The sequence below is a fragment of the Hydrogenophaga sp. H7 genome, assembly GCF_002025745.1.
Classification (GTDB): Bacteria; Pseudomonadota; Gammaproteobacteria; order Burkholderiales; family Burkholderiaceae_C; genus Hydrogenophaga; species Hydrogenophaga pseudoflava.
Map to the genome: position 1 here is coordinate 176,644 of NZ_MCIC01000016.1, position 24,639 is coordinate 201,282.

Genomic DNA, 24,639 nt, shown 5'->3' on the forward strand with positions numbered 1-24,639 from the left:
CGTGGTGCTTATTTGCCGAGCCTGGTGATGGTCAGGTGGCGTTGCAGCTGCTGGCGACGCTGTGCGGTCCAGCGGATTTCGTTCTCGTCGACTCCCATGTCCAGTCCCTGCGGGTCGTAGACGCTCTGTGCCAGGGTGCCTTCCTGTTCGATGAACGTCTTCCATGCGTTCTGGGACTTCGTCAGCTCGGCCCGCTGCGACTCGTTCAGCTGTCTGGCCAGGGCTTCGTACAACTGGTTCAGCTGATCCTTCTGCCAGGCCAGCTCTTTCTGGATGCACGGCGCCTGCTCCACGCGCCCGTTGGCCTTCTTCATACAGTCCAGGTAGGTCTTGCTTTCCAGCAGCCCGAGCGGGGGCGGGGCTTCCGGGGTTTCGCTGGCGGTGGTGGCGCAGCTGGCGGCGCCCAGGGACAGGGCGAGGAGGGCGATTCGGATGGGTTTCATGGTGGGTGGTGTGACAGCGGTGGACAGAACCAGGCAAGGCCCGGGAACCCCAAAAATGCTAGCACTTTGGTATGCAACGACTTGTAAGACCCACCCCCTTCGGCGGGTGCCGCCCCGCGAGGCTTGACATGTATCAAACCCCCTGGCACCCGGTTCCGCCATATTAGGGGAACCATTCGCCGACCGGACGGTCGGCTATGCACAGCCGGAGACAACACCCATGACCCACGAAGCCCTGCGCGTCATTCGCGAAGAACACGCCACCCTGGCAGCCATGCTGCAGTCGCTGATGCAGCTGGTGCGGCGCGGGCCCGAGGTCAACGGTCTGGACGATTCCGGTCGCTTTTTCGATGTGCTGCGCGCGATGCTGTTCTACATCGACGAGTTCCCCGAGCGGCACCACCACCCCAAGGAGTCGGACCTGCTGTTCCCGCGCGTGGTCAAGGCCGCACCGCACACCATGGCCACCATCGACCAGCTCGAGCGCGACCACCTGCGCGGCGAGCCCCGGGTCCGCGAACTCATGCACATGCTGGTGGCCTGGGAGCTGCTGGGCGACGGGCGCCGGGCGGCCTTCGTCGACGAGGTCACGCGCTATGTCGACTTCTATCTGGAGCACATGCGGCTGGAAGAGACCGTGATCCTGCCGGAGGCCGAGCGCCACCTCACCGAAACCGACTGGCACGCGCTGAACGCCGCCTTCGCGACCAACCAGGACCCGCTGAACGGCCGCATTCCGCGCGACCCGCAGTTCGACCGCCTGTTTACCCGCATCGTGATGAAGGCGCCGGCGCCGGTCGGTCTCGGCGGCTGAAGGAGGTCCCCCACGCTCCGCCACTGGCGTGGGTCGCTGCCCCCCAGGGGGGCGCGAATCCAGCTTGGGGCGGCCCGGCGCTGGATTCCTTGGCCCCCACGCTCCGCCGCTGCGCGGGTCGCGGGTGCCTTGACGCGCCACAATGGGCGGATGCCCCTTTCCTCGCCGCACGACCCCATTCCCTACGGGCGCCTGGCCCTGGCGCTCTCGCTCGGTGCGGCGGTGTCGCTGGGCATCACACGCTTTGCCTACGGGCTGCTGCTGCCACCGATGCGCGAGGACCTGGGCTGGAGCTATGCGCTGGCCGGGTCGATGAACACGGCCAACGCCGTGGGCTACCTGCTCGGCGCGATGGCCATGGCCCGGCTGCTGCAGCGCACGTCGCCCAGCCGGCTGTTCGTGGTCGGGGCCGTGCTGGCCACGCTGTTCATGGCGGCCAGCGGCTTTTTCACCAGTGCCGCGGCGCTGCTGCTGCAGCGGCTGCTGGCGGGTGTGGCCAGCGGCCTGGTGTTCAGCACCGGTGGCCTGCTGGCGGCGCGGCTGGGGACGCGGCAGCCACAGCGCAGCGGCCTGCTGCTGGGCCTGTACTACGGGGGCACGGGCATCGGCATCGCGCTGTCGGCGCTGGGGGTGCCGCTGGTGCTGGACATGGCGCAGGGACGGCCGCACGCCTGGTCCTGGGGCTGGTGGGCGATGGCGCTGCTGTGCGCGGGCGCCACGGCGCTGATGGTCTGGCCGGCCCGCGTGCTGGACCGGCTGGAGGCCACGCCGCCGCAGGCCGCCAGCGGTGCCGCCGGGTCCACGGTGTCGCTGCGCCCCTTCCGCTGGCGCGACTTTGCCTTCGGCCTGCTGGGTTACATGGGCTTCGGCATCGGCTACATCGGCTACATGACTTTCGTGATCGCGCTGCTGCGCGAGCAGGGCGCCAGCGCGGCGGCGGTGTCCACCTTCTACGCGCTGCTGGGCCTGGCGGTGATCGCGTCCTCGCGCATCTGGGCCGGCCTGCTGGACCGCCACCGCGACGGCCAGCCGCTGGCGCGCCTGAACGCGCTGCTGGGGGTGGCCGCCATCGTGCCGGCGCTGACCACCGCCTGGCCGCTGCTGCTGGCCTCGGGCCTGCTGTTCGGCGCGGTGTTCCTGTCGGTGGTGGCCAGCACCACGGCCCTGGTGCGCCACAACCTGCCGCCGACGCAGTGGGCGGCCGGCATCAGCGCGTTCACCGTGACCTTCGCAGCCGGGCAGATCGTTGGCCCCACGGTGGTGGGTTTCATCGCCGACGGCCCCGGCGGCCTGGCGCGCGGCCTGGTGTTCTCGGCCGGCGCGCTGTGGCTGGGCGCACTGCTGGCCTTGCGACAGCGTGCCCTCTGAGGTTTATTTGGCCAGACCCTCGGCCTTGAGGGCTGCCTGCACGGCAGGGCGCGCGCCGACGCGTGCGCGGTAGGCATTCAGGTTGGCCAGGCCGCTGATGTCCACGCCGACGAAGGCGGCCCAGTTGGTGACGGTGAACAGGTAGGCGTCGGCCACGCTGAAGGCGTCACCCAGCAGGTATTGCTTGCCGGCCAGCTCGCCGTCGACCCAGGCCAGGCGCTGCTCCAGGCGGTCCTTGAAGGACTGCTTGGCTTCGGCGGGCATGGCCGGGTTGAACAGGGGCGAGAAGCTCTTGTGCAGCTCGGTGCCGATGAAGGTCAGCCACTCCATCAGGCGGTAGCGGCCCAGGGTGCCGTAGGCCGGGGCGAGGTTCTTCTCGGGCGCCTGGTCGGCGATGTACTGGACGATGACCGGGCCTTCGCGCAGCTTCTCGCCGTCGGCCATCACCAGCAGCGGCACATAGCCCAGCGGGTTGATGGTGTAGTAGTCGGTGCCGTCGGGCAGCTGGTGGGTCTTGGTCGGGGCCGGGATGGCCTCGAAGGGCAGACCGGATTCGTGCAGCACGATGTGGGGCGAAAGCGAGCAGGCGCCGGGGGAGTAGTAGAGCTTGAGCATGGGGGTCTCCTTGGTGTGAACGACGAAAGCGGGTGATGCTATCGGGCCGCCGGGTTTTCTGCTGACAGCGGGTCTGGCCCGGCTCGCGGGGCTTCAAGTGGTCCTGTCGAATGGCTTGCTTCGAAGTATCTTTCAGGCCACTTGGGCCCCGGCGGCCCGTCACTTCCTACGATCCATGGCCACCGGTCAATTCGCTTTCGCCCTCAACACCAACCGCTTCCTGGCCTGCGCGCCGCTGGCGGACCAGCCGTTCGCCATCTCGGGCGTGCCCTACGACGGCGTGGTGACCAACCGCCCTGGCGCGCGCTTCGGGCCGCAGGCGATCCGCGCCGCCAGCCTGATGCTGTGCGACGGCATCCACCCGGTGTTCGACGTCTCGCCGCTGGAGCTGCTGGGCGACGCGCTGGACATGCGCCTGCCCAACGCCTCGCCGCTGCCCGAGGTGCGCACGCATATCGAGCGGCAGGCGGCCGAGCTGATGGCGAAGCACCACTGCGTGTTCCTCGGCGGCGACCACTCGGTCACGCTGTCGCTGCTGCGCGCCGCCAAGGCGCGCCACGGCGAGGCCCTGGCCTGCGTGCACTTCGACGCCCACTGCGACACCTGGACGGACCACTTCGGCGAGCCTTCGGGCCACGGCACCTGGACCTATGAGGCGATCCAGGAGGGCCTGATCAGCGCCGAACACACGGTGCAGATCGGCATCCGATCGGCCGGCGTGCGCGCCGCGCGCGAGTACGTGGCCGACCAGGGCGGGCAGATCTTCACGGCGCGGGCGCTGCGTGGTCTGGACGGCGCGGCGCTGGGTCCCGTGCTGGCAGCGATCCGCGAGCGCATCGGCGACCGGCCCTGTTACCTCACGCTGGACATCGACGTGCTGGACCCGGCCTTTGCGCCAGGCACCGGCACACCCGAACCGGGCGGCCTGACCAGCGCCCAGGTGCTGACCTTCATCGAGGAACTGGCCGGGCTGAACTGGGTGGGCATGGACTGCGTCGAGGTCGCGCCGGCCTACGACCACGCCGAACTCACCACCAACGCGGCCGCCACCTTCGTGTGGAGCTACCTCTGCGGCCAGGTCGCAAAACGTTGACCATGTTCGCGCGATCTCTCACCGGCTCCGACACCCAGCTCAACCAGAAGAGCTACTACGAGGCCAGCGTGGTCCGGCCGGCGGCCTGTGCGCCGCTGGAAGGGGCGGTCGAGGCCGACGTGGTGGTGGTGGGCGGCGGGTTCGCCGGGCTGTCGGCGGCGCTGGGGTTGCGGCAGAAGGGGTTGAGCGTGGTGCTGCTGGAGGCCGACCGCATCGGCTCGGGCGCCAGCGGCCGCAACGGTGGCCAGGCCATCGTCGGCTACGCCAGCGGCCAGGGACCGTTCGAGGCGCAGCTGGGCGCGGCGGACGCGCAGCGCGCCTGGGACCTGTCGGTGGAGGCGGTGGAACTGATCGAGCAGCGCATCGCGGCGCACGGCATCGATTGCGACTGGCGGCGCGGCTACACCTACGTCGCCGATTCGCCAAAGAAGGCGCGGGCCCTGCACGAAGAATTCGAGGACCACAGCCGGCGCGGCGTGGCCTGCGACTGGGCCGAGGGCGCGGACGTGGCGCGCTTCATCCGCAGCCCGCGCTACGTGGCGGCCTTCCGCGAAAACACCTCGGGCCACCTGCACCCGCTCAAGTACGCGCTGGGCCTGGCCCAGGCGGCGCGGGCGGCGGGCGTGCGCATCCACGAGCACTCGCCCGTGACGGGGCTGGACCGCGGCCGCACGCTGGTGGCGCGCACCGCCCGAGGCCAGGTGACGGCGCGCTTTGGCGTGCTGGCGGGCAACTGCATGCTGCCGGAGTTCGGGCCGGCGGTGGCGCCCGAGATCGCGCCGCGCATCATGCCGGTGGGCACCTACATCGTCGGCACGGCGCCGCTGGACCCTTCGCTGTGCGAGCGCCTGATCCCCGGTAACGCGGCGGTCTGCGACAACAACTTCGTGCTCGACTACTTCCGCTTCAGCGCCGACCACCGGATGCTGTTCGGTGGCCGCGTGAGCTACACCACCATGACCCCGCCCGACCTGAAGGGCGTGATGGCGCGGCGCATGGGCGTGGTGTTCCCGGAGCTGAAGAGCGTGCCGGTCGAGTACGTCTGGGGTGGCTTCGTCGACATCAGCATGAACCGCGCGCCAGACTTCGGGCGGCTGGGCGACAACCTCTACTACCTGCAGGGCTTCAGCGGGCACGGCGTGGCGCTCACCGGCCTGGCCGGCCAGATGGTGGCCGAGGCGGTGGCGGGGCAGGCCGCGCGCTTCGACCTGTTCGCCCGCCTGAAGCACCACGCGTTTCCCGGCGGCCCGCTGCTGCGCACGCCCACGCTGGCGCTGGGCATGCTCTGGCACCGGATGAAGGACGTGATCGGCTGATGCGCCGGCGGCTCAGGCCTTGAGCGCCTGCTGCACCGCGGCGGCCAGCAGCGGCCCGCCGCGCGCGATGCCCGACAGCGGTGCATAGCCGTAGCCGATCACCAGACCCTTGAGGTCCTGGCGCGCCAGGCAGTAGGCCGACAGCGGCCGCACCGTCAGGCCCTGCTGGGCGATGCGCTGGGCCAGCGCGCGGTCGTCGGTCTGGGCCGGCAGGCGCAGGCACAGGTGCAGGCCCTGTTCGGCGCCGCTGATGAAGGGGCCTTCCTGGCCGGCGGGGGCGAGCACGGGTTTGAGCGCCTCCAGCAGGCACTGGCGCCGCTCGCCGTAGGTCTGGCGGGCGCGGCGCAGCGCGCTGCTGAAGTGGCCCATCTCCATGAACTCGGCCAGCGCGGCCTGCAGCGGCATCTGGCCCGGCCGGTTGAGGTCGTAGTGGGCCTGGCGAAACGCCGCGACCAGGGCCTTGGGCACCACCAGGTAGCCCAGCTTGATGCCGGGGTAGAGCACCTTGGAGAAGGTGCCCATGTAGAGCACGCGGCCGTCGGTGTCCAGGCCTTCGAGGCTGCTGATCGGCGGGCCGCTGAAGCGGTACTCGCTGTCGTAGTCGTCTTCCAGCACCCAGGCGTTGTGGGTGCGTGCGGTGGACAGCAGCTGGTGGCGCCGCGGCAGGCTCATCACCGCGCCGCTGGGGTACTGGTGCGAGGGCGTCAGGTAGATCAGGCGCGGCGGCTTGGCGTCGTCGCCCGCCGTCGGCCGGATGCCCTCGTCGTCCACCGGCACCGGGTGCAGGGTCAGGCCGGTGGCCATGAAGGCCTTGACCGCGCCCCAGTAGGCCGGGTCTTCCACCCAGACGGTGTCGCCGTGGTCGGCCAGCAGGCGGGCGCAGAGTTCGAGCGACTGCTGCGTGCCGGTGGTGACGATGACCTGGTCGGCGTCCAGCTGCACGCTGCGGAACACGCGCAGGTAGTCGGCGATGGCCCGGCGCAGCGGCGCGTAGCCGCCCGAGCTGTTGTAGTCCAGCATGTCCGGGTAGGTCATGCGCCAGTGCTTGTTCTGCAGCCGCTGCCAGAGTGTGAGCGGGAAGGCGTTGAAGTCGGCGATGCCGGGCGTGAAGGGCTGGACCTCCAGTTCGGTGGCGCAGAAGCGGGTGGCCAGGGCCTGGCCGCGCGCCGACATGCGGGGCGCCGGGGCGGGGCTGCGCACGCCCGTGAGGCCCGGGTGGCGGCCCGGCGTGGCGCGTGGCACGCTGTCGTTCACATAGGTGCCGCTGCCGACCCGGCTGACCAGGTAGCCCTCCACCGAGAGCTGGTTGATGGCCGCCACCACGGTGTTGCGCGAGAGGTCCAGGTCCTGCGCCAGGTCGCGGCTGGAGGGCAGGCGCTCGCCCGGGCCGAGCTTGCCGTCGAGCATGGCGCGGCGCAGCGCCTCGTAGAGCTGGCGGTGCAGCGGCAGCGCGTCCTGCGCGCCCAGGCGGTGCATTTCGGCGAGGAGGAATTCGGACAGCATGCGGGTGTGGGCGGGCCATGACAGCGGTCAAATGGCACCATCTTGTTTTAACAAATGGCCCTGATTGTGATCCAATTGCCTCGCCACAATCAAGTCTGGAGCTTCAAAGCCATGAATTCATCACCCTGCATGGTCTGGCTGCCGGCCGACCACCGCCTCATGGGCGACCACGGCCACCAGATGCCCTTCCTGCTGCTGGGCGACAAGTACGCCCGGGCCGTCAAGGTCGGCGCCGAGTGCCAGCCGGTCATGTTCCCGCTGGCCGACGCCGGGCAGATTCCCGAGCTGCTGCCGCTGGTCGACGGCGTGATGCTGACCGGCTCACCCTCCAATGTGCACCCTTCCCATTTTGACGAGGACGTGGCCGATCCCAGCCTGCCGCTGGACCCGGTGCGCGACTCGCTGACGCTGGCGCTGATCAAGGCCTGCGTGCACGAGGGCGTGCCGCTGCTGGGCATCTGCCGCGGCTTCCAGGAGATCAATGTGGCCTTGGGCGGCACGCTGCACCAGCGGGTGCACGAGGTGCCCGGCCGGATGGACCACCGCGAGTCCAAGACCGCGCCGTTCGAGGTGCAGTACGCACCCAGCCACCCGATCCGGCTGGTGCCGGGCAGCGTGTTCGAGACCTGGGCCGGCGGCCCCGAGGTGATGGTCAATTCGCTGCACGGCCAGGGCATCAGCAAGCTCGCCCCCGGGCTGGACGCGCTGGCCCACGCGCCCGACGGCCAGGTGGAGGCGGTGGCGGTGCAGGGCGCCCGCACGTTTGCCTACGCGGTGCAGTTCCACCCCGAATGGCGCTGCTGGGAAAACCCCTTCTACACCGCCATCTTCCAGGCCTTCGGCAAGGCCTGCCGGCAGCGCCGCAGCCTGCGGCTGCAGGCCGCCGACCTGGCGCGACACACACCGGCCTGACGGTCTCGAGACGGTCCGGCCCGACAGAATCAACACAGAGAGACAGCACTTTATGAACCAGCCGATCACCAGTCCCCAGACCTTCAACGACCTGGAGCAGTGGCTCAACCAGAACCGCGTGACCGAGGTCGAATGCCTCGTGCCCGACCTGACCGGCGTGGCCCGCGGCAAGATCCTGCCGCGCGAGAAGTTCACCGAAGATCGCGGCATGCGGCTGCCGCAGGGCATCGTGGCCATGGGCGTGACGGGCGAGTTCCCGGCCAGCGGTCCCTACTACGACGTCATCGAGCCGACCGACCGCGACATGCAGCTGCGGCCCGACCCGGCCACGGTGCGCATCGTGCCCTGGGCCACCGACCCCACCGCACAGGTGATCCACGACTGCTTCGACCACACCGGCAAGCTGGTGCCGTTTGCGCCGCGTTCGGTGCTGCGCCATGTGTGCGACCTCTACGCCGCCGAGGGCTGGGACCCGGTGCTCGCGCCCGAGCTGGAGTTCTACCTGACCGCGCGCAACACCGACCCCAACACCCTGCTGCGCCCGCCCATCGGTCGCAGCGGCCGCGCCGAGACCTCGCGCCAGGCGTATTCGATCGACGCGGTGAACGAGTTCGACCCGCTGTTCGAGGAGATCTACGACTACTGCGACAAGATGCAGCTGAACGTGGACACGCTGATCCACGAGATCGGCGCCGGCCAGATGGAGATCAACTTCTTCCACGCCCACCCGCTGGGCCTGGCCGACGAGGTGTTCTTCTTCAAGCGCACGGTGCGCGAGGCCGCGCTGCGCCACGACATGTACGCCACCTTCATGGCCAAGCCGATTGCCGGCGAGCCGGGCAGCGCCATGCACATCCACCAGAGCGTGGTGAACAAGCAGACTGGCAAGAACATCTTCAGCAAGGAGGACGGCAGCGCGTCCGACGCCTTCCACCACTACATCGGCGGCCTGCAGCGCTACATCCCGGCCGCCATGGCGCTGGTGGCGCCCTATGTGAACAGCTACCGGCGCCTGTCGCGCCACACGGCTGCGCCCATCAACATCGAGTGGGGCCACGACAACCGCACGGTGGGCATCCGCTCGCCGATCTCCAGCCCGCAGGCGCGGCGCGTGGAGAACCGCGTGATCGGTGCCGACGCCAACCCCTATGTGGCGATGGCGATGACCCTGGCCTGCGGCTATCTGGGCATGAAGAACCAGATCAAGCCCAAGCCGGAGATGCGCGGCGACGCCTACCTCTCGCCCTACGCGCTGCCGCGCAGCCTGGGCGAGGCACTGGACTGGCTGCGCCGCGAGACCGACCTGCACGAGGTGCTGGGCAAGGAGTTCATCACCATCTACACCGAGATCAAGGAGCTGGAGTTCGAGGAGTTCATGAAAGTCATTTCTCCCTGGGAACGCGAACATTTGTTGCTGCATGTTTGACCCCCCCCGCGCCGCCTTTGGCGTCACCCCCCAGGGGGCAACGCTGGCGGCCCGGCAAAGCCGGTTCCGCGGCGTTCTTGAAACAACCCCTTCATTCGTGAGACTGTGATGAACACTTCCACTCTGATCGCTCCCCCCGCCCTGGTCCGCCGCGCCGAGCAACAGGACACCAAGGCCATCCAGGCGCTGGACAGCGCGCACTACATCCACCCCTTCACCGACCACGGTGATCTGGCCACGCGCGGCGCGCGCGTGATGACCCACGCCGACAACATCTACGTCTGGGACTCCGAGGGCAAGAAGGTGCTCGACGGCATGAGCGGGCTGTGGTGCGTCAACGCCGGCTACGGCCGCAAAGAGCTGGCGGACGCGGCCTACCAGCAGATGATGACGCTGCCCTTCTACAACAGCTTCTTCCAGACCACCAACGTGCCGGCGGTGCAGCTGGCCACCAAGCTGGCGGCGCTGGCGCCCAAGGTGGGCGACCGCAGCTTCAACCACGTGTTCTTCAGCAGCAGCGGCAGCGAGAGCAACGACACCAACGTGCGCATGGCGCGCCGCTACTGGGACCTGATGGGCCAACCCCAGCGCAAGGTCATCATCAGCCGCCACAACGCCTACCACGGCAGCACCATGGCCGGCGCCTCGCTCGGCGGCATGAGCGGCATGCACGCGCAGGGCGACCTGCCGATCCCCAACATCACCCACATCGAGCAGCCGCACCACTGGGAGAACGCGCGCGCCGGCGAAACCCCGGCCGAGTTCGGTGTGCGCGCGGCCCGCTGGCTGGAAGAGAAGATCCTGGCCATCGGCCCGGACAAGGTGGCGGCCTTCATCGGCGAGCCGGTGCAGGGCGCCGGTGGCGTGATCATCCCGCCCGAGACCTACTGGCCCGAGATCCAGCGCATCGTCGACAAGTACGGCATCCTGCTGATCGCCGACGAGGTGATCTGCGCCTTCGGCCGCCTGGGCCACTGGTTCGCCTACGAGAAGTTCGGCATGAAGCCCGACCTGGTGACGTTTGCCAAGGGCGTGACCAGCGGCTACATCCCGCTCGGCGGCGTGATGGTGGGCAACCGCGTGGCCGAGGTGCTGATCGAGAAGGGCGGCGAGTTCAACCACGGCTACACCTACAGCGGTCACCCGGTGGCCTGCGCGGTGGCGCTGGCCAACCTGGAGCTGATGGAGCGCGAGGGCCTGGTGGACCGGGTGAAGAACGACACCGGCCCCTACCTGGCCCAGCGCTTCGCCGAACTCAAGGACCACCCGCTGGTGGGCGAGGCCGAGACCTGCGGCTTCGTGGCCGGCCTGGTGCTGGTCAAGGACAAGGTCCGGCGCACCATGTTCGACCCCGACCTGGCGGTGGGCATGATCTGCCGCGGCCACTGCTTCAGGAACGGCCTGATCATGCGCGCCGTGGGCGACCGCATGATCATCGCGCCGCCGCTGGTGATGACCCGGGCGCAGATCGACGAGATGATGGGTCTGATCCGCCTCTGTCTGGACGCGACGCTGGACGATTTGCGCTCGCAGGGCCTGCTCGGCTGACCGAGCCGATGCGATTGTTTGTTACAGTAAATGACGCCCCGGATTGGGGATAAAGTTGGTCTGCTATTTGCTTGTTCAACGCAAGCGTTGAAGCAGGGTGTCTGTACATCAACCGTTGGGAATTATTCCCCTCAAACCTGGAGCGTTCCTCATCATGAAGAAGCAAGTCCTGGCCCTGGCCATCACAGCCGTCCTGCTGGCCGCCTGCGGCAAGAAGGAAGAGCCCGCGCCCGCGCCGGCCGCCCCGGTCGCCGCCGCCCCGGCGCCCGCCGCCGAACCCGCCAAGCCGGCCGGCCCGGTGTTCGACGACGAGAAAGTCCTGAACATCTACAACTGGCCCGACTACATCCCCGAGGGCATGATCGCCACCTTCGAGAAGGAAACCGGCATCAAGGTCAACTACGACACCTTCGAGACCAACGAGGCCCTGCACGCCAAGCTGGTGGCCGGCAACTCCGGCTATGACATCGTCGTGCCCGGCACCGTGTTCGCCAAGCCCCAGATCGAGGGCGGTCTGCTGCAGCCGCTGAAGAAGGACCAGATCCCCAACCTGGCCAACCTGGACGGCGAGTTCATGAAGACGCTGACCAAGGCCGACCCGGACAACCAGCACCTGGTGCCTTGGGGCTGGGGCTTCACCACCGTGGGCATCAACAAGACCAAGCTCGAGAAGGCCCTGGGCGGCATGCCCATGCCGGAAAACGCCTGGGACCTGGTGTTCAAGCCCGAGTACACCAGCAAGCTCAAGTCCTGCGGCATCGCCTACCTGGATTCGCCCACCGAGATCATCCCGGTGGCGCTGCACTACATCGGCAAGGACGCCTACTCGAACGACCCGGCCGACTACAAGGCCGCCAACGAGATGCTGGCCAAGGTTCGCAAGGACATCCGCCTGTTCAGCTCGACCATGATCGACGACATCGCCGGCGGCAAGGCCTGCGTGGCCATTGGCTGGTCCGGCGACATCAACCAGGCCGCTGCCCGCGTGAAGGAAAACGGAGGCAAGGATGTGATCGAGGCCCTGCTGCCTTCCTCCGGTGCGCTGCTGTTTGTCGATGCCATGGCCATCACCAAGGACGCCAAGCACCCGAACAACGCAATGGCCTTCATCGACTACTTCCTGCGTCCCGAGAACGCGGCCGCCATGGCCAACGAGATGGGCTACCCCACCGGCAACAAGGCAGGCATGGACAAGGTCAACCCCGAGATCGCCGGCAACAAGACGATCTTCGTGGAGTCGGACTACATGGCCAAGATGATCCCGCCCAGCAGCTTCACCAACGAGGCGCGTGAGGCGATGTCCAACGCTTACAACAGCTTCAAGAAGGGCAAGTAAGCACCACCGGCACCCAGGCATAGCCTGCACGGGCTGTTCGTACCCTGTGTATGAACAGCCCTTTCTGTTTCTGAATCACCAACAACGAGGGGTCACCATGGCAGCAGCCGGCACGCAAGAAGGCTATCTGGTCACGGAAAAACTGGTCAAGCGGTTCGACGAGGCGGTGGCTGTCGACGAGGTCTCGCTGTCCATCGGCAAGGGCGAGATCTTCGCCCTGCTGGGCAGTTCGGGCTGCGGCAAGTCCACGCTGCTGCGCATGCTGGCCGGCTTCGAGACGCCGACCAAGGGCCGCATCCTGCTCGGTGGTCAGGACGTGGCCAACATGCCTCCCTACGAGCGGCCGGTGAACATGATGTTCCAGAGTTACGCGCTGTTCCCGCACCTGAACATCTGGGAGAACGTGGCGTTCGGCCTCAAGCGCGAGGGCCTGCCCAAGGACGAGGTGGCCCGGCGCACCGACGAGATGCTGGCGCTGGTGCAGCTCACCCCGTACGCCAAGCGCAAGCCGCACCAGCTTTCGGGGGGGCAGCAGCAGCGCGTGGCGCTGGCGCGCAGCCTGGCCAAGAAGCCCAAGCTGCTGCTGCTGGACGAGCCGCTGGGCGCGCTGGACAAGAAGCTGCGCGAGCAGACGCAGTTCGAGCTGGTCAACATCATCGAGAAGGTGGGCGTGACCGTGGTGATGGTGACGCACGACCAGGAAGAGGCCATGACCATGGCCAGCCGCATCGCCGTCATGAGCAAGGGCCGCGTGCTGCAGGTGGGCACGCCGCAGCAGATCTACGAGTACCCGGGCAACCGCTTCGTGGCCGACTTCATCGGCAACGTCAACCTGTTCGACGGCAAGCTGACGCTGGACGAGCCCGACCGCTGCGCGGTGGGCACGGCGATCGGCGAGGTGCACGTGGGGCACGGCATCAGCGGCACCCTCGACATGCCGGTGGCGGTGGCGGTGCGGCCCGAGAAGATCGAGATCGCCAAGGAGCGCCCATCCCACATCGACCACAACCTGTTTGCCGGACGGGTCAAGGAAATCGGCTACTTCGGGTCGTACAACAACTACATCGTGGTCACGCCACAGGGCACCAAGGTGAAGATCACCGAGCCCAACGGCTCGCGCCACGAACTGCTGGACATCACCTGGGAGGACGACGTGTTCTTCTGGTGGGACGACCTCGACGCCGTGGTGCTGCGCGACTGAACCCGAACCGAGGAGCACCACCATGGCGTCACCCCTTCCGGTTCCAGGCAAGCGCTTCGTCATCGGCGTGCCCTATGTCTGGCTGTTTTTCTTCTTCCTGCTGCCCTTCCTGATCCTGCTGTACATCAGCTTCGTCGACCAGGGCGAGAGCATCAACCCCTTCAAGCCGATCTGGGACCCTGTGACGGGCATCCTGAGCCTGAAGTACGAGAACTACTGGACCATCTTCCGCGACGACGAGGGCGGCGCGCTGTTCCAGACCATCTACATCGAGGCCTACCTGCGCTCGATCTGGTACGCCCTGCTCACAGCCCTGCTGTGCCTGCTGATCGGCTACCCCTTCGCCTACTTCATCGCGCGCTCGTCGCCGGCGGTGCGGCCGGCCCTGCTGATGATGGTGATGCTGCCGTTCTGGACCTCGTTCCTGCTGCGCGTCTACGCCTGGAAAGGCATCCTGGCCGACCAGGGTGTGGTCAACAAAGTGCTGATGGCGGTGGGCCTCACCAGCGAGCCGATCCAGATGCTCTACACCAATGTGTCGATGCTGGTGGGGATGACCTACGTCTACCTGCCCTTCATGGTCCTGCCGCTCTACGCCAATCTGGTGAAGATGGATTTCCGCCTGCTGGAGGCCGCCTACGACCTGGGCACCACACCCTTCAAGGCCTTCTGGCTGGTGACGGTGCCGCTGTCCAAGGCCGGCATCATCGCCGGCTTCATGCTGGTGTTCATCCCGGCGGTGGGCGAGTTCGTGATCCCCTCGCTGCTGGGCGGGCCGGAGAACATCATGATCGGCCGCGTGGTCTGGGACGAGATGTTCACCAGCAACAACTGGCCGCGCGCCTCGGCGCTGGCGGTGGTGATGATCCTGCTGATCATCGTGCCGCTGGCCGTGTACTACCACTACACCGGTGACCGAACCGAAGGGGGCAAGGCATGAAACGCCTTCTGGAAAAACACTTTGGCAAGGCCTGGATGGCGCTGGTCTACCTGTTCCTGTACCTGCCGCTGTTCTTCATGATCGTGTTCAGCTTCAACAGCACCCGGCAGGACGCGAACTTCACCGGCTTCTCGCTGCGCTGGTACGAGGCGCTCACGCGCGACACCAAGATCGTCGAGGGCTTCTGGCTGTCGGTGAAGGTGGCGGCGGTCACGGGCCTGCTCTCGGCCGTGCTGGGCACCTTCGCCGCCTTCGTGCTGGTGCGCTACCGCAAGTTCCTGGGGCGCACCATCTTCTCGGGCATGGTGAATGCGCCGCTGGTGATGCCCGAGGTGGTGATTGGCCTGTCGCTGCTGCTGCTGATGGTGGGCGCGCAGAACGTGTTCGGCTGGCCCGAGCGCGGCATGCTGACCATCATCCTGGGCCACACGTTGCTGGGCATGGCCTATGGCATGGTGGTGATCCAGAGCCGGCTGATGGAGATGAACCGCAGCATCGAGGAGGCCGCGATGGACCTCGGCGCGCGCCCGCACCAGGTGTTCTTCCTGATCACCCTGCCCAACATCTTCCAGGGCATCCTGGCGGCCTTCCTGCTCTCCTTCACGCTCTCGTTCGACGACGTGGTGATCTCCGAATTCCTCTCCGGCCCCGGCGTTTCCACGCTGCCGCAGGTGATCTTCGGCTACGCCCGCCGCGGCATCAACCCGACCATCTACGCCGCCGCCACGCTGCTCATCACCACGGTGACCATCGTGATCATCGGCTACAGCGTCTGGGTGGCGCGCCAGACGCGCAAGCGCGAGCGCGAGATCCAGGCCGCCACGCGGGCCGAGCTGTCGGCGCTGTCGGCGCGCTGACCGCCTTGCGAGACCTGGTCGGCCCCACCGTGTTGCTTCGAGACAGCCGCCTCTGGCTGCTGCTTCTCTGCGCTCTGCACGCCGTGGTCCACCAGGCCGGCTTCCACGCCGTCTGGCTGGACCCGGACCAGCTGGTGGTGGCCGACCAGGCCGCCTGGATGGCGCGCGGCGAGTTCCATGAACCCTTTTTCTACGGCCAGGCCTACCTGCTGCCGTTCGAGGCCTACCTCGCCGTGCCCGCGGTCTGGCTGGACCTGGACCCGCTGGTGGGGGTCAAGGCGGTGGCGGCGCTGAGCTTCTACATGCCCTGGGTGCTGACCACCTGGTGGCTGGGCCGCGAACGGCCCTGGGCGGCGCTGGGCGTGACCGTGCTGTTCTTCGCGCTGCCGCTGGAGTACACGCTGGCCGCGGCGCTGCCGCGCGGCTTCATCACCGGCATCGCGCTGGCCTGGCTGGGCCTGGCCCTGCTGCTGCGCCCGGCGCCTGCCCCGGCGGGAGCGCAGATCGGCTGGGCGGCGCTGGTGGGCTTCTGCACCGGCTCGTACATGAGCAATGTGCTGATGCTGCCGGCGCTGGTGTTCCTGCCCGACCGGCGGCGCTGGCTGCTGGCCGGGGCCGGGCTGCTGCTGGGCTATGCGCTATTCAAGGCGCTGGGCCTGTTCTACGTGTGGAACCCCGACCATGTGGTGCATCGGTTTCCCGACCTGGCATTCACTCCGGGCTACCTGCTGGGCAACCTGCAGAACCCCGACGTGGTGGTGGCTCTCGGCGGCCTGCTGCTGCTGGGCCTGGGCGCCGGGGCGCTGGTGATGAGGGCCGAACGGCGCGACCCGGCGTCGCTGGCGGGCACAGACGGCTGGCGCTGGGTGCTGGGCGCGGCGGGCCTGCTGCTGCTGATCGCGCTGATGGTGGGCAACAACAAGTTCGCCGAGTACAACGCCGGCTCGCCCTTCTTCTCGCTCTACCGGATGATGCTGCCGCTGCCCTTGCTGGCGCTGCTGGTGATCGCGCGCTGGCCGCCCACCGGGCAGGCCTGGCGGGTGCCGCTGTGGGGCGGGCTGGTACTGGCGGTGGCGCTGGCCGGGGTGCAGCTGGGGCGCTTCGTCTTGGGCCAGGAGCGCTTCATCGAGGCCGCGACCACGCTCGAACCCGTGACCCGCGACAAGCTGCGCCGCGTCTGCAAGCGGCTGGCGCAGGACTGGCGCCGCAGCGGCGAGCCGTATGTGGTGCTGCCGCACCGCGACGACCTGCGGGCCTACGGTTGCCATGCGCTGTACGGGGTGCCGGTGGTGCAGAGCGACTACGAGCGGCGCACCTGGTTGCGGCGGCGGTTCGAGCGGGACGCGGCGCAGTGAACGGGCTTCCCACGCGCCACCGCTGAGTCCACTCGGCCCTTCCGGGCGTTGGAAGTGGACGCAACATTTCACGGGATGTTGTCTTAGCATGGTGCCAATTCAATGTGGAGACCCGTGCCCATGTCCGACACCACCATCCCTTCCTTCGACGGCCGCGCGCTCATCAACGGTGAACGCGTCGCCGCCCGCGACGGCCAGCTGTTCGACTGCATCTCGCCGGTCGACGGCCGCGTGCTGACCCAGGTCGCGCGCTGCGGCCAGGCCGACATCGACGCCGCCGTGGCCGCCGCCCGCGCCGCTTTTGAAGACCGCCGCTGGGCCGGCAAGGCGCCCGCGCAGCGCAAGCGCGTGATGATCAGGTTCGCCGAGCTGATCCAGGCCAACGGCGACCTGCTGGCGCTGACCGAGTCGCTCGACATGGGCAAGCCCGTCAAGTACGCCAAGGGCGTGGACGTGAACAGCGCGGCCAACTGCATCCGCTGGTACGGCGAGGCGGTGGACAAGGTCTACGACGAGATCGCGCCCACGCCCGACACCGCGCTGGCCCTGATCACCCGCGAGCCGGTGGGTGTGGTCGGCGTCATCGTGCCCTGGAACTACCCGATGATCATGGCGGCGTGGAAGATCGCGCCGGCCCTGGCGGCGGGCAACTCGGTGGTCTTGAAGCCGTCCGAGAAGAGTCCGCTCACGGCGCTCAAGCTGGCCGAGCTGGCGCTGGAAGCCGGCATCCCGGCCGGCGTCTTCAACGTGGTGACCGGTTACGGCCCCGAGGCCGGTTCGCCGCTGGCGCTGCACATGGACGTGGACTGCATCGCCTTCACCGGCAGCACCCGCGTGGGCAAGCAGATCCACGTGATGGCCGGGCAGAGCAACCTCAAGCGCGCCTGGACCGAGCTGGGCGGCAAGTCGCCCAACATCGTGTTCGCCGACTGCCCCGACCTGGACAAGGCGGTGGAGGCGTCGGTGGGCAGCATCTTCTTCAACCAGGGCGAGAGCTGCAACGCGCCCTCGCGCCTGTTCGTCGAGGCCTCGATCAAGGACGCCTTCCTGGAGAAGGCATTGAAGCTGGTGCCGCAGTACCAGCCGGCCAACCCGCTGGACAAGAACACGGTGATGGGCGCCATCGTCGACCAGGTGCAGCTGGACAACGTGATGCGCTACATCGGCCTGGGGCAGAGCGAAGGTGCGAAGCTGCTCGCCGGCGGCGAGCGCGTGGCGCCCGTGGCCGGCGGCTGCTACGTGCAGCCCACCATCTTCGACGGCGTGACCAACAGCATGACCATCGCGCGCGAGGAGATCTTCGGCCCGGTGCTGTCGGTGCTGTCGTTCACCGACGCGGCCGACGTGGTCCAGCAGGCCAACAACAACATCTACGGCTTGCAGGCCGCGGTGTGGACGCGCGACATCAACAAGGCGCACGGCGTGGCGCGCGCGCTGCGCGCCGGCACGGTGCACGTGAACTCCTACGACGAGGACGACATCACGGTGCCCTTCGGTGGCTTCAAGCAGAGCGGGGTGGGGCGCGACAAGTCCCTGCACGCGTTCGACAAGTACACCGAGACCAAAACCACCTGGATTCGCATCGACAGCCCGGTCTGAAGATGCTGGCGCAGCGCATGGAGGCCCTGCGGGCGCAGGGTGTGCATTCGGTGATGGCCACCTTCACCGACCTGCACGGCGTGCCCAAGGGCAAGCTGGTGCCGCTGGAGGGCCTGCCCGACGCGGTGGTCACGGGGGCCGGCTTTGCGGGCCCCAGCATCTGGGGCACGGGCCTGCCGCGCATGGGCGCGCGCGGCGAGTACTTCGGCCGCGTCGTGCCCGAGAGCCTGCGACCGCTGCCCTGGCTGCCGGGTGTGGCGCACGCGGTGTGCGACGGCTTTGCGGGCGGGCAGCCGCTGGCCACCTGCTCGCGCCAGATGCTGCGGCGACAGCTGGCGCGCCTGCGCGAGCGCGGCTGGACCTTCCATGTCGGCATCGAGCCCGAGTTCTTCCTGCTGCGCCGGGGCGCCGACGGCCGCTGGGGCGTGGCCGACGGCGAGGACCGGCTCGGCAAGCCGTCCTACGACCTCAAGGCCATGGTGCGCAACCACGGCTTTCTGGACGACATGCGGCGCCATCTGACAGCGCTCGGTTTCGAGCTGCAGCAGATGGACCACGAGGATGCGACGGGCCAGTACGAGATCAACTACCGCTTCGACGAGGCCCTGGCCGCGGCCGACCGCTACCAGCTCTTCAAGCTCACCGCGCACGCGGTGGCGCAGCAGCACGGCCAGGTGTTCTCCTGCATGCCCAAGCCGCTGGCGGGTGCGCCGGGCAGCGGCCTGCATTTCCACCTCAGCCTGACGGACGCCGATGGCAAACCCGTGATGGCCGACGCCGGCGGGCCAATGGGTCTGAGTGCCACCGGCCTGCGGTTCGCGGCCGGCCTGCTGGAGCACGGCGATGCCCTGGCCGCGTTGTGTGCACCCACGGTCAACAGCTACAAGCGGCTGGCGGTCAGCGAGAGCGCGTCGGGCACCACCTGGTCGCCGGTGTGGAAAGCGGCGGGCGACAACAACCGCACCTGCCTCGTGCGCACGGTGGCCGGCCGCATCGAGTGGCGCCTGCCCGACCCTTCATGCAATGTGTACGCGGCGCTGGCGGCGACGCTGGCCGCGGGGCTGGACGGCATCGACCGCGAGCTGCCCGCGCCCGAGGCGGTCGACGCCGACCTCTACCAGCGACACGCGGCCGGCGAGACGCTGCCGCCGCGGCTGCCGCGCGACCTGCACGAGGCCCTGGCCGCGCTGCGATCCGACGCCATCCTGCGCGACGACCTGGGCGAGGCTTTCTGCGAGCAGTTCCTGGCGCTCAAGCGCGCCGAGTGGGACGCCTACGCGCAGCAGGTGAGCGACTGGGAGCTGGCGCGCTATGCAGACGCCTTCTGAGAACGCTCAGGTCCTGTACGACGTGTCGCTGCGGTCGAGCTTGCGCAGCAGCGCGGGCCAGGCCAGCATCGCGCCCTGGCCGGCGGTGGCGATCTTCATCACCTCGGCCATGCCGGCGAGGATGCGCGGGTCGACCTGGGTGAGCTCACCGCCGCCGGCTAGCGCGTCGATCTGGATGCGGCAGGTGTTCTCGAAGGTGTACATCGAGAGGAAGGCGTCCGGGATCGAGCTGCCCACGGTCAGCAGGCCGTGGTTGCGCAGCACGAGGAAGTTGGCGCGGCCGAGGTCGGCCTGCAGCCGCGGCTTCTCGTCGGGGCGGAAGGCCACGCCCTCGTAGTCGTGGTAGGCCAGCGAGGCCAGCACGAAGGTGCTCTGCTGGCTGATCGGCAGGATGCCGGCCTTCTGCGCGCTGACCGCCACGCCCGCGCGGGTGTGGGTGTGCAGCACGCACTGCACCTCGGGCCGCGCCTCGTGCACCGCGCTGTGGATCACAAAGCCCGCCGGGTTCACAGGGAAGGGCGTGTCGTGCAGCTTGTTGCACTGCATGTCGACCTTGACCAGGCTGGACGCCGTGATCTCGTCGAACATCAGGCCGTAGGGGTTGATCAGGAACTGGTGCTCGCCGCCGGTGACGCTGTCGGGCAGCTTGGCGCTGATGTGGGTGAACACCAGGTCGGACCAGCCGTAGGCGGCCACCAGGCGGTAGCAGGCCGCGAGGTCGCAGCGGATCTGCCATTCCTCGGTGCTGACCGAGTCCTTGAACGAGGGGATGTTGAGCATGCCGTGTCTCCTGCGCCGCATCAGGGTGCGCGGCGGTGCGCGACATGGTCGCGCGGACACGGCATGCGGGCTGTCGCAGGTCCGACAGCCGCGGGGCTTACTTCTTCATCGAGCAGGTGTTGAAGCCGAGCAGGGCATACGGCGGGCACCAGCCCATCAGCCCGGTCAGCAGGGGCACGACGCCGATGTAGCCCCAGAGGCCGATGGTGCCGGTGGCGGCGGCGGCGATGAGGGCGAGGCCGACGACGATGCGGAGGGTGCGGTCAACGCCGCCAACGTTCTTGGTCATGTGAATCTCCTGTGGGTGAAAGAGGGTGCGGACGTATTGGAGCCGCAGCGGCCCCGGTCGGTCTGTGACCGCGGTCACACAGGAAATGCCGGGCCGGGCTCAGCCGGCCTGGCCGGCGGCCAGCGTGCGCAGGCCGGCGCTGTCCTTGATGGCGATGCTCTCGCGCGAGAGCTCGACCAGGCCGTCGCGCTCGAAGCGGTGCAGCAGCCGCGTGACGATCTCGCGCACCGTGCCCAGCTCGTCGGCCAGCGCCTGGTGGGTGGTCTTGAGGGTCTGGCCGTGGCCGAGCAGGGCGGTGGCCAGGCGGCTGTCCAGGCGCTGGAAGGCAATCGCTTCGATCAGGCCGGTGAGGTCGGCCATGCGCGCTGCGAACAGGCCCAGCACGTATTCGCGGAACCCGGCGTCGGCCAGCGCGGCCTGGAAGTCCGGCGGCGGCAGCAGGCACAGCGTGGTCTGGCTGGTGGCCACGCCGCGCGCGGTCAGCGGCTGGTGGGCGAACAGGCCGGCCGAGGACACCAGGCACATCTCGCCGGGGGCGACGCGGTAGAGCTCCAGCTCGCGGCCGTTGGCCGCGCTGCGCGAGACCCGCACCTCGCCGGAGAGCACCAGCGGAAAGCCCTGGCAGGGGTCGTTCTCGCGGAACAGCCGGGTGCCGGCGGGCACGGTCATGGGGGAGAGTCGGGCCACCAGCGCCGGCAGTCCGGCCAGCGCGGGGTACAGCGTCAGCAGGTCGGGAGGGGTGGTCTGGGACATGCGGCGCATTGTAGGGGCGGGGGCTTGTCCGAGGGAGGGAGATGCGAACGCACGGTCAAAGTTCATTCGAAATTTTTGAATTCAGGCTTCAAGCGCTTTTGACCCGGGCGGCGCGGCCCATCCCTACACTGCCGCCATGGTTACCACCTCCGTCACCCCCTACCATCCGCTGGCCCGGGCCTTGCACTGGGCGCTGGCCCTGCTCATCGTAGGCAACTTCGCGCTGGGCCTCTACATGGCGGACCTGCCGTTCTCGCCCGCCCGGCTGCAGTACTACAGCTGGCACAAGTGGGCCGGTGTGCTGGTGCTCGCTTTCTCCGCGGTCCGCCTGCTGACACGCATCCTGAAATCGCCGCCCGCGCTGCCCCCGGCCATCGAGGCCGCCATGCCCGGCTGGCAGAGGCTGGCCCACCACGTCACCCACATCGGCCTGTACGCCCTGTTTTTCGCCGTGCCACTGAGCGGCTGGGCCTTCAGCTCGGCCGCCGGTTTCCCGGTGGTGCTGTTTGGCGTGCTGCCGCTGCCCGACTTTGTGCCGGTGAGCGAAGGCCTGGCCGACGCGCTCAAGGAAGCCCACAAGATCGCGGCCCTGTCCATGGCCGGCCTGGTGCTGCTGCACGTGGCCGGGGCGCTCAAGCACCACTTTGTCGACCGCGACGGCCTGATGTCCCGCATGGGTTTCAGCCGCTGACCTTCCCAGGAGTCCTTTCATGAACACCCGTCTTCTTTCCCTGGCGCTGGTCGCCGCAAGCGTCTCCCCGCTGGCCGTGCAGGCGCAGCAGGCCATCGTGCCCGCCCAGAGCGAGGTCGCGTTCACCAGCCGCCAGATGGGCGTGCCCGTGGACGGCAAGTTCAAGAGCTTCAGCGCCCAGGTGGCGTTCGACCCGGCCAAGCTGGCCACCAGCAGCATCGCCTTCACCGTGGACACCGGCAGCGCCGACATCAGCCGCGAAGCCAACGCCGAACTGCCCAAGGCCACCTGGTTCAACGTGGCCCAGTTCCCCAAGGCCACCTTCCAGTCCAGCGCCATCAAGCGCATCGACGCCACCAAGTACGAAGTCGCCGGCAAGCTGAGCATCAAGGGCGTGAGCAGCGACGTGGTCGTGCCCGTCACGCTGGCGCAGAACGGCGCCACCACCGTGGCCAGCGGCGCCTTCCCGATCAAGCGCCTGACCTTCCGCATCGGCGAGAAGGAGTGGGCCGACACCTCGATGGTCGCCGACGAGGTGCAGGTGAAGTTCAAGATTGCCCTGACCGGCGTGCCCAAGCTCTGATTTCGCGTTTCCCTTTCCAACCTCAATCCAGGAGTTCAACCATGCGCAAGTCCCTCTCCCTGCTGGCCGCCGCGGCCGTGCTCTCGACCGCCGGCATCGCCCAGGCCGCCGACTACGCGATCGACCCGACCCACACCTTCGCCACCTTCGAGATCGGCCACTTCGGCACCACGACCAACCGCGCCCGCTTCGACAAGAAGGAAGGCAAGGTCAGCTTCGACAAGGCCGCCAAGACCGGCAAGGTCGACATCAGCATCGACATCGCCTCGGTGAATTCCGGCACCGCCATGTTCGACAAGCACCTGGCCAGCGCCGAGATCCTGAACGCCGAGAAGTTTCCCAAGGCCCAGTTCGTTTCCAGCAAGTTCGTCTTCAGCGGTGACAAGGTCTCGGCCGTGGAAGGCAACCTGACCATCGCCGGCAAGACACAGCCCGTCACGCTCAAGGCCACGCAGTTCAACTGCTACGACAGCCCCATGCTCAAGCGCGAAGTCTGCGGCGGCGACTTCGAAGCCACCATCGACCGCACCGCCTTCGGCGTGAACTACGGCATCGACTGGGGCTTCCCGAAGAACGTGCGCCTGGTGCTGCAAGTGGAAGCTGTGAAGCAGTAATTCCTGCGCCACCGTTCCCGAACAAAGGCCCGCTGCTGCGGGCCTTTTGCTTTGCGGGCTGCGGTACAAACGGGCGATGAACACAGGGACCACGAACACCATCCTCTGGACGCCGCGGCGCGTGCCGGTGCCCGGGCTGGGCGATCTGTTCAGCGAGGCCTGCGGGCCGGCCGACGGGCCGCCGGTGCTGCTGGTGATGGGGGCGATGAACCCGGCGCATTTCTGGCCACCGGGCTTCGTGGCGGCGCTGGTGCAGGCCGGTTGCCGGGTGCTGCGCTACGACCACCGCGACACCGGCCGTTCCTTTGTCCACCCGCTGCACGCGCCGCCGTATGCGCTGGCCGACCTGGTGGCCGATGCGCTGCGCGTGCTCGACGCCTGGGACATGGCGCGGGTGGCGGTGGTGGGCTGGTCCATGGGCGGCTACATCGCCCAGCACCTGGCGCACGAACACCCGCAGCGCGTGAGCCGCCTGGTGCTGCTGGGCAGCTCGCCCGACCACCGGCCCTACATGGCCGCCACGCTGGGGCGGCCGGTGCCCACCGACGGGTTGCCCGGGCCGGCGCCGGGCTTTCTGCAGGCCTTGCTGGAGACCTCGGTGCGCGCGCGCGGCCTGCCGCCGGACGAGGCGGCCCTGCAGGGCTGGTCGGTGTTCCACGGCGGCTCGCACCCGTTTCCGGCCGATACCGTGCGCGAACAGGCGCGCGCCGCGATGGCGGCGGGGCACCATCCGCTGGCCGCGATGCAGCACGCGCTGGCGGTGGACCGCGCGGCACCGCGCACCGGCTGGCTGCCGCAGCTGCGCGTGCCGACCCTGGTGCTGCACGGCGCCGAAGACCCCTGCCTGCCGCTGGCGCATGGCCAGGCGCTGGCGCGGCTGATTCCCGGTGCCCGCCTGACGGTGTTGGACATGGGGCACCTGCTGCCGGACGCGCTGGCGGCGCCGGTGGGTGCCCAGGTGGCCGACTTCATCCGCGCGGAAGCGGCTGCGTAGCCTGCTCCAGCCGCTGCAGAAAATGCAGCGCGTGTTCGCGGGTGTCGCCGCACATCTCGGCGCCGGGCTGCAGCGAGCCGCACACCGCCGGCCGCTCGGGCCGGCCGAACAAGCGGCAGCGCAGGGCCTCGTCCAGGTGGGGGCAGGGCACGCCCGCGGGCTTGCCGTCCGGCAGGCCGGGCATCGGGCTGCTGATCGAGGGCGCGATGCAGCAGGCCGCACAAGCGGCGCGGCAGGGCGGCGGGGTGCTCGAAGCCATGGCACCATTGTCGCCTTTCGGG

General features: G+C 68.6%; 25 protein-coding genes. 18 read left to right on the forward strand and 7 right to left on the reverse strand.

The window, feature by feature from the left end:
- Nucleotides 1–8 precede the first annotated feature (8 nt).
- The gene (locus tag BC358_RS14375) at nucleotides 9–443 is read right to left on the reverse strand and encodes a lysozyme inhibitor LprI family protein (RefSeq protein WP_164868422.1); all 435 of its coding nucleotides are present in this window, start codon (nucleotides 441–443) and stop codon (nucleotides 9–11) included.
- A 220-nt stretch (nucleotides 444–663) separates the two neighbouring features.
- Between BC358_RS14375 and BC358_RS14380 the strand changes: the two genes are divergently transcribed.
- Nucleotides 664–1,257, forward strand: coding sequence for a hemerythrin domain-containing protein (locus BC358_RS14380; RefSeq protein ID WP_066152108.1), 594 nt, complete (start codon nucleotides 664–666; stop codon nucleotides 1,255–1,257).
- A gap of 150 nt (nucleotides 1,258–1,407) precedes the next feature.
- Entirely contained in the window at nucleotides 1,408–2,625 is a 1,218-nt protein-coding gene (locus tag BC358_RS14385) for a YbfB/YjiJ family MFS transporter (RefSeq protein ID WP_079366367.1), read from the forward strand.
- Nucleotides 2,626–2,628: 3 nt separating this feature from the next.
- On the opposite strand, the gene gstA is transcribed toward BC358_RS14385, so the two are convergent.
- Nucleotides 2,629–3,240 carry a glutathione transferase GstA gene (gstA, locus tag BC358_RS14390; RefSeq protein WP_066152115.1) on the reverse strand — a complete coding sequence of 204 codons (612 nt, stop codon included), beginning with the start codon at nucleotides 3,238–3,240 and terminating at the stop codon, nucleotides 2,629–2,631.
- 175 nt (nucleotides 3,241–3,415) lie between these two features.
- On the opposite strand from gstA, the gene speB reads away from it, so the two are divergent.
- Together speB and BC358_RS14400 are read left to right on the forward strand one after the other, a co-directional pair.
- Nucleotides 3,416–4,333: an agmatinase gene (gene speB / locus BC358_RS14395; RefSeq protein ID WP_079366368.1), complete on the forward strand. Its 918-nt coding sequence runs from the start codon at nucleotides 3,416–3,418 to the stop codon at nucleotides 4,331–4,333.
- Nucleotides 4,334–4,335: 2 nt separating this feature from the next.
- Nucleotides 4,336–5,649 (forward strand): FAD-binding oxidoreductase, encoded by a 1,314-nt coding sequence (locus tag BC358_RS14400; RefSeq protein ID WP_079366369.1) that lies wholly within the window; start codon nucleotides 4,336–4,338, stop codon nucleotides 5,647–5,649.
- A gap of 12 nt (nucleotides 5,650–5,661) precedes the next feature.
- Here BC358_RS14400 and BC358_RS14405 read toward each other — a convergent pair whose 3' ends face one another.
- A complete protein-coding gene (locus BC358_RS14405) occupies nucleotides 5,662–7,152 on the reverse strand; it encodes a PLP-dependent aminotransferase family protein (protein WP_079366370.1) in 1,491 nt (496 codons plus the stop codon).
- Nucleotides 7,153–7,263: 111 nt separating this feature from the next.
- Here BC358_RS14405 and BC358_RS14410 point away from each other — a divergent pair, with 111 nt between their 5' ends.
- The 10 genes from BC358_RS14410 (at nucleotide 7,264) to BC358_RS14455 (ending at nucleotide 19,654) form a co-directional block, all read left to right on the forward strand.
- Nucleotides 7,264–8,064, forward strand: coding sequence for a gamma-glutamyl-gamma-aminobutyrate hydrolase family protein (locus tag BC358_RS14410; protein WP_079366558.1), 801 nt, complete (start codon nucleotides 7,264–7,266; stop codon nucleotides 8,062–8,064).
- Between the two features lie 52 nt (nucleotides 8,065–8,116).
- Nucleotides 8,117–9,490 (forward strand): glutamine synthetase family protein, encoded by a 1,374-nt coding sequence (locus BC358_RS14415; RefSeq protein ID WP_079366371.1) that lies wholly within the window; start codon nucleotides 8,117–8,119, stop codon nucleotides 9,488–9,490.
- A gap of 108 nt (nucleotides 9,491–9,598) precedes the next feature.
- Nucleotides 9,599–11,038, forward strand: coding sequence for an aspartate aminotransferase family protein (locus BC358_RS14420; RefSeq protein WP_079366372.1), 1,440 nt, complete (start codon nucleotides 9,599–9,601; stop codon nucleotides 11,036–11,038).
- Between the two features lie 154 nt (nucleotides 11,039–11,192).
- On the forward strand, nucleotides 11,193–12,374 hold the full coding sequence (locus BC358_RS14425; protein WP_079366373.1) for an extracellular solute-binding protein: 1,182 nt from the start codon (nucleotides 11,193–11,195) through the stop codon (nucleotides 12,372–12,374).
- Nucleotides 12,375–12,471: 97 nt separating this feature from the next.
- Complete coding sequence (locus BC358_RS14430; RefSeq protein WP_066152134.1) at nucleotides 12,472–13,575, forward strand: ABC transporter ATP-binding protein; 1,104 nt, start codon at nucleotides 12,472–12,474, stop codon at nucleotides 13,573–13,575.
- 22 nt (nucleotides 13,576–13,597) lie between these two features.
- Nucleotides 13,598–14,515 (forward strand): ABC transporter permease, encoded by a 918-nt coding sequence (locus tag BC358_RS14435; protein WP_066152136.1) that lies wholly within the window; start codon nucleotides 13,598–13,600, stop codon nucleotides 14,513–14,515.
- Nucleotides 14,512–15,372, forward strand: coding sequence for an ABC transporter permease (locus BC358_RS14440; RefSeq protein ID WP_066152139.1), 861 nt, complete (start codon nucleotides 14,512–14,514; stop codon nucleotides 15,370–15,372). Before BC358_RS14435 ends, BC358_RS14440 begins: the two co-directional genes overlap by 4 nt.
- A 5-nt stretch (nucleotides 15,373–15,377) precedes the next feature.
- Nucleotides 15,378–16,727 carry a hypothetical protein gene (locus BC358_RS14445; protein WP_079366374.1) on the forward strand — a complete coding sequence of 450 codons (1,350 nt, stop codon included), beginning with the start codon at nucleotides 15,378–15,380 and terminating at the stop codon, nucleotides 16,725–16,727.
- 120 nt (nucleotides 16,728–16,847) lie between these two features.
- On the forward strand, nucleotides 16,848–18,326 hold the full coding sequence (locus BC358_RS14450; protein WP_079366375.1) for an aldehyde dehydrogenase: 1,479 nt from the start codon (nucleotides 16,848–16,850) through the stop codon (nucleotides 18,324–18,326).
- Between the two features lie 2 nt (nucleotides 18,327–18,328).
- Complete coding sequence (locus BC358_RS14455; protein WP_079366376.1) at nucleotides 18,329–19,654, forward strand: glutamine synthetase family protein; 1,326 nt, start codon at nucleotides 18,329–18,331, stop codon at nucleotides 19,652–19,654.
- 6 nt (nucleotides 19,655–19,660) lie between these two features.
- Here the strand turns inward: BC358_RS14455 and BC358_RS14460 are convergent, their stop codons facing one another.
- The 3 genes from BC358_RS14460 to BC358_RS14470 all read right to left on the reverse strand — a co-directional run bounded on the left by BC358_RS14460 (nucleotide 19,661) and on the right by BC358_RS14470 (nucleotide 21,476).
- On the reverse strand, nucleotides 19,661–20,434 hold the full coding sequence (locus BC358_RS14460) for a class II aldolase/adducin family protein (protein WP_079366377.1): 774 nt from the start codon (nucleotides 20,432–20,434) through the stop codon (nucleotides 19,661–19,663).
- A gap of 97 nt (nucleotides 20,435–20,531) precedes the next feature.
- Nucleotides 20,532–20,723: a DUF2892 domain-containing protein gene (locus BC358_RS14465; RefSeq protein WP_079366378.1), complete on the reverse strand. Its 192-nt coding sequence runs from the start codon at nucleotides 20,721–20,723 to the stop codon at nucleotides 20,532–20,534.
- 99 nt (nucleotides 20,724–20,822) lie between these two features.
- Entirely contained in the window at nucleotides 20,823–21,476 is a 654-nt protein-coding gene (locus tag BC358_RS14470; RefSeq protein ID WP_079366559.1) for a Crp/Fnr family transcriptional regulator, read from the reverse strand.
- Nucleotides 21,477–21,612: 136 nt separating this feature from the next.
- Here BC358_RS14470 and BC358_RS14475 point away from each other — a divergent pair, with 136 nt between their 5' ends.
- The 4 genes from BC358_RS14475 (at nucleotide 21,613) to BC358_RS14490 (ending at nucleotide 24,358) form a co-directional block, all read left to right on the forward strand.
- Nucleotides 21,613–22,167, forward strand: a complete 555-nt coding sequence (locus tag BC358_RS14475; protein ID WP_079366379.1) for a cytochrome b — start codon at nucleotides 21,613–21,615, stop codon at nucleotides 22,165–22,167.
- A gap of 19 nt (nucleotides 22,168–22,186) precedes the next feature.
- Complete coding sequence (locus BC358_RS14480; RefSeq protein WP_079366380.1) at nucleotides 22,187–22,750, forward strand: YceI family protein; 564 nt, start codon at nucleotides 22,187–22,189, stop codon at nucleotides 22,748–22,750.
- A gap of 41 nt (nucleotides 22,751–22,791) precedes the next feature.
- Nucleotides 22,792–23,364 carry a YceI family protein gene (locus BC358_RS14485; RefSeq protein ID WP_079366381.1) on the forward strand — a complete coding sequence of 191 codons (573 nt, stop codon included), beginning with the start codon at nucleotides 22,792–22,794 and terminating at the stop codon, nucleotides 23,362–23,364.
- A 76-nt stretch (nucleotides 23,365–23,440) separates the two neighbouring features.
- Nucleotides 23,441–24,358: an alpha/beta fold hydrolase gene (locus BC358_RS14490; protein ID WP_079366382.1), complete on the forward strand. Its 918-nt coding sequence runs from the start codon at nucleotides 23,441–23,443 to the stop codon at nucleotides 24,356–24,358.
- On the opposite strand, the gene BC358_RS14495 is transcribed toward BC358_RS14490, so the two are convergent.
- Nucleotides 24,333–24,617 carry a YkgJ family cysteine cluster protein gene (locus tag BC358_RS14495; RefSeq protein ID WP_079366383.1) on the reverse strand — a complete coding sequence of 95 codons (285 nt, stop codon included), beginning with the start codon at nucleotides 24,615–24,617 and terminating at the stop codon, nucleotides 24,333–24,335. The two genes, BC358_RS14490 and BC358_RS14495, sit on opposite strands and share 26 nt — an antisense overlap.
- Nucleotides 24,618–24,639: the final 22 nt, after the last annotated feature.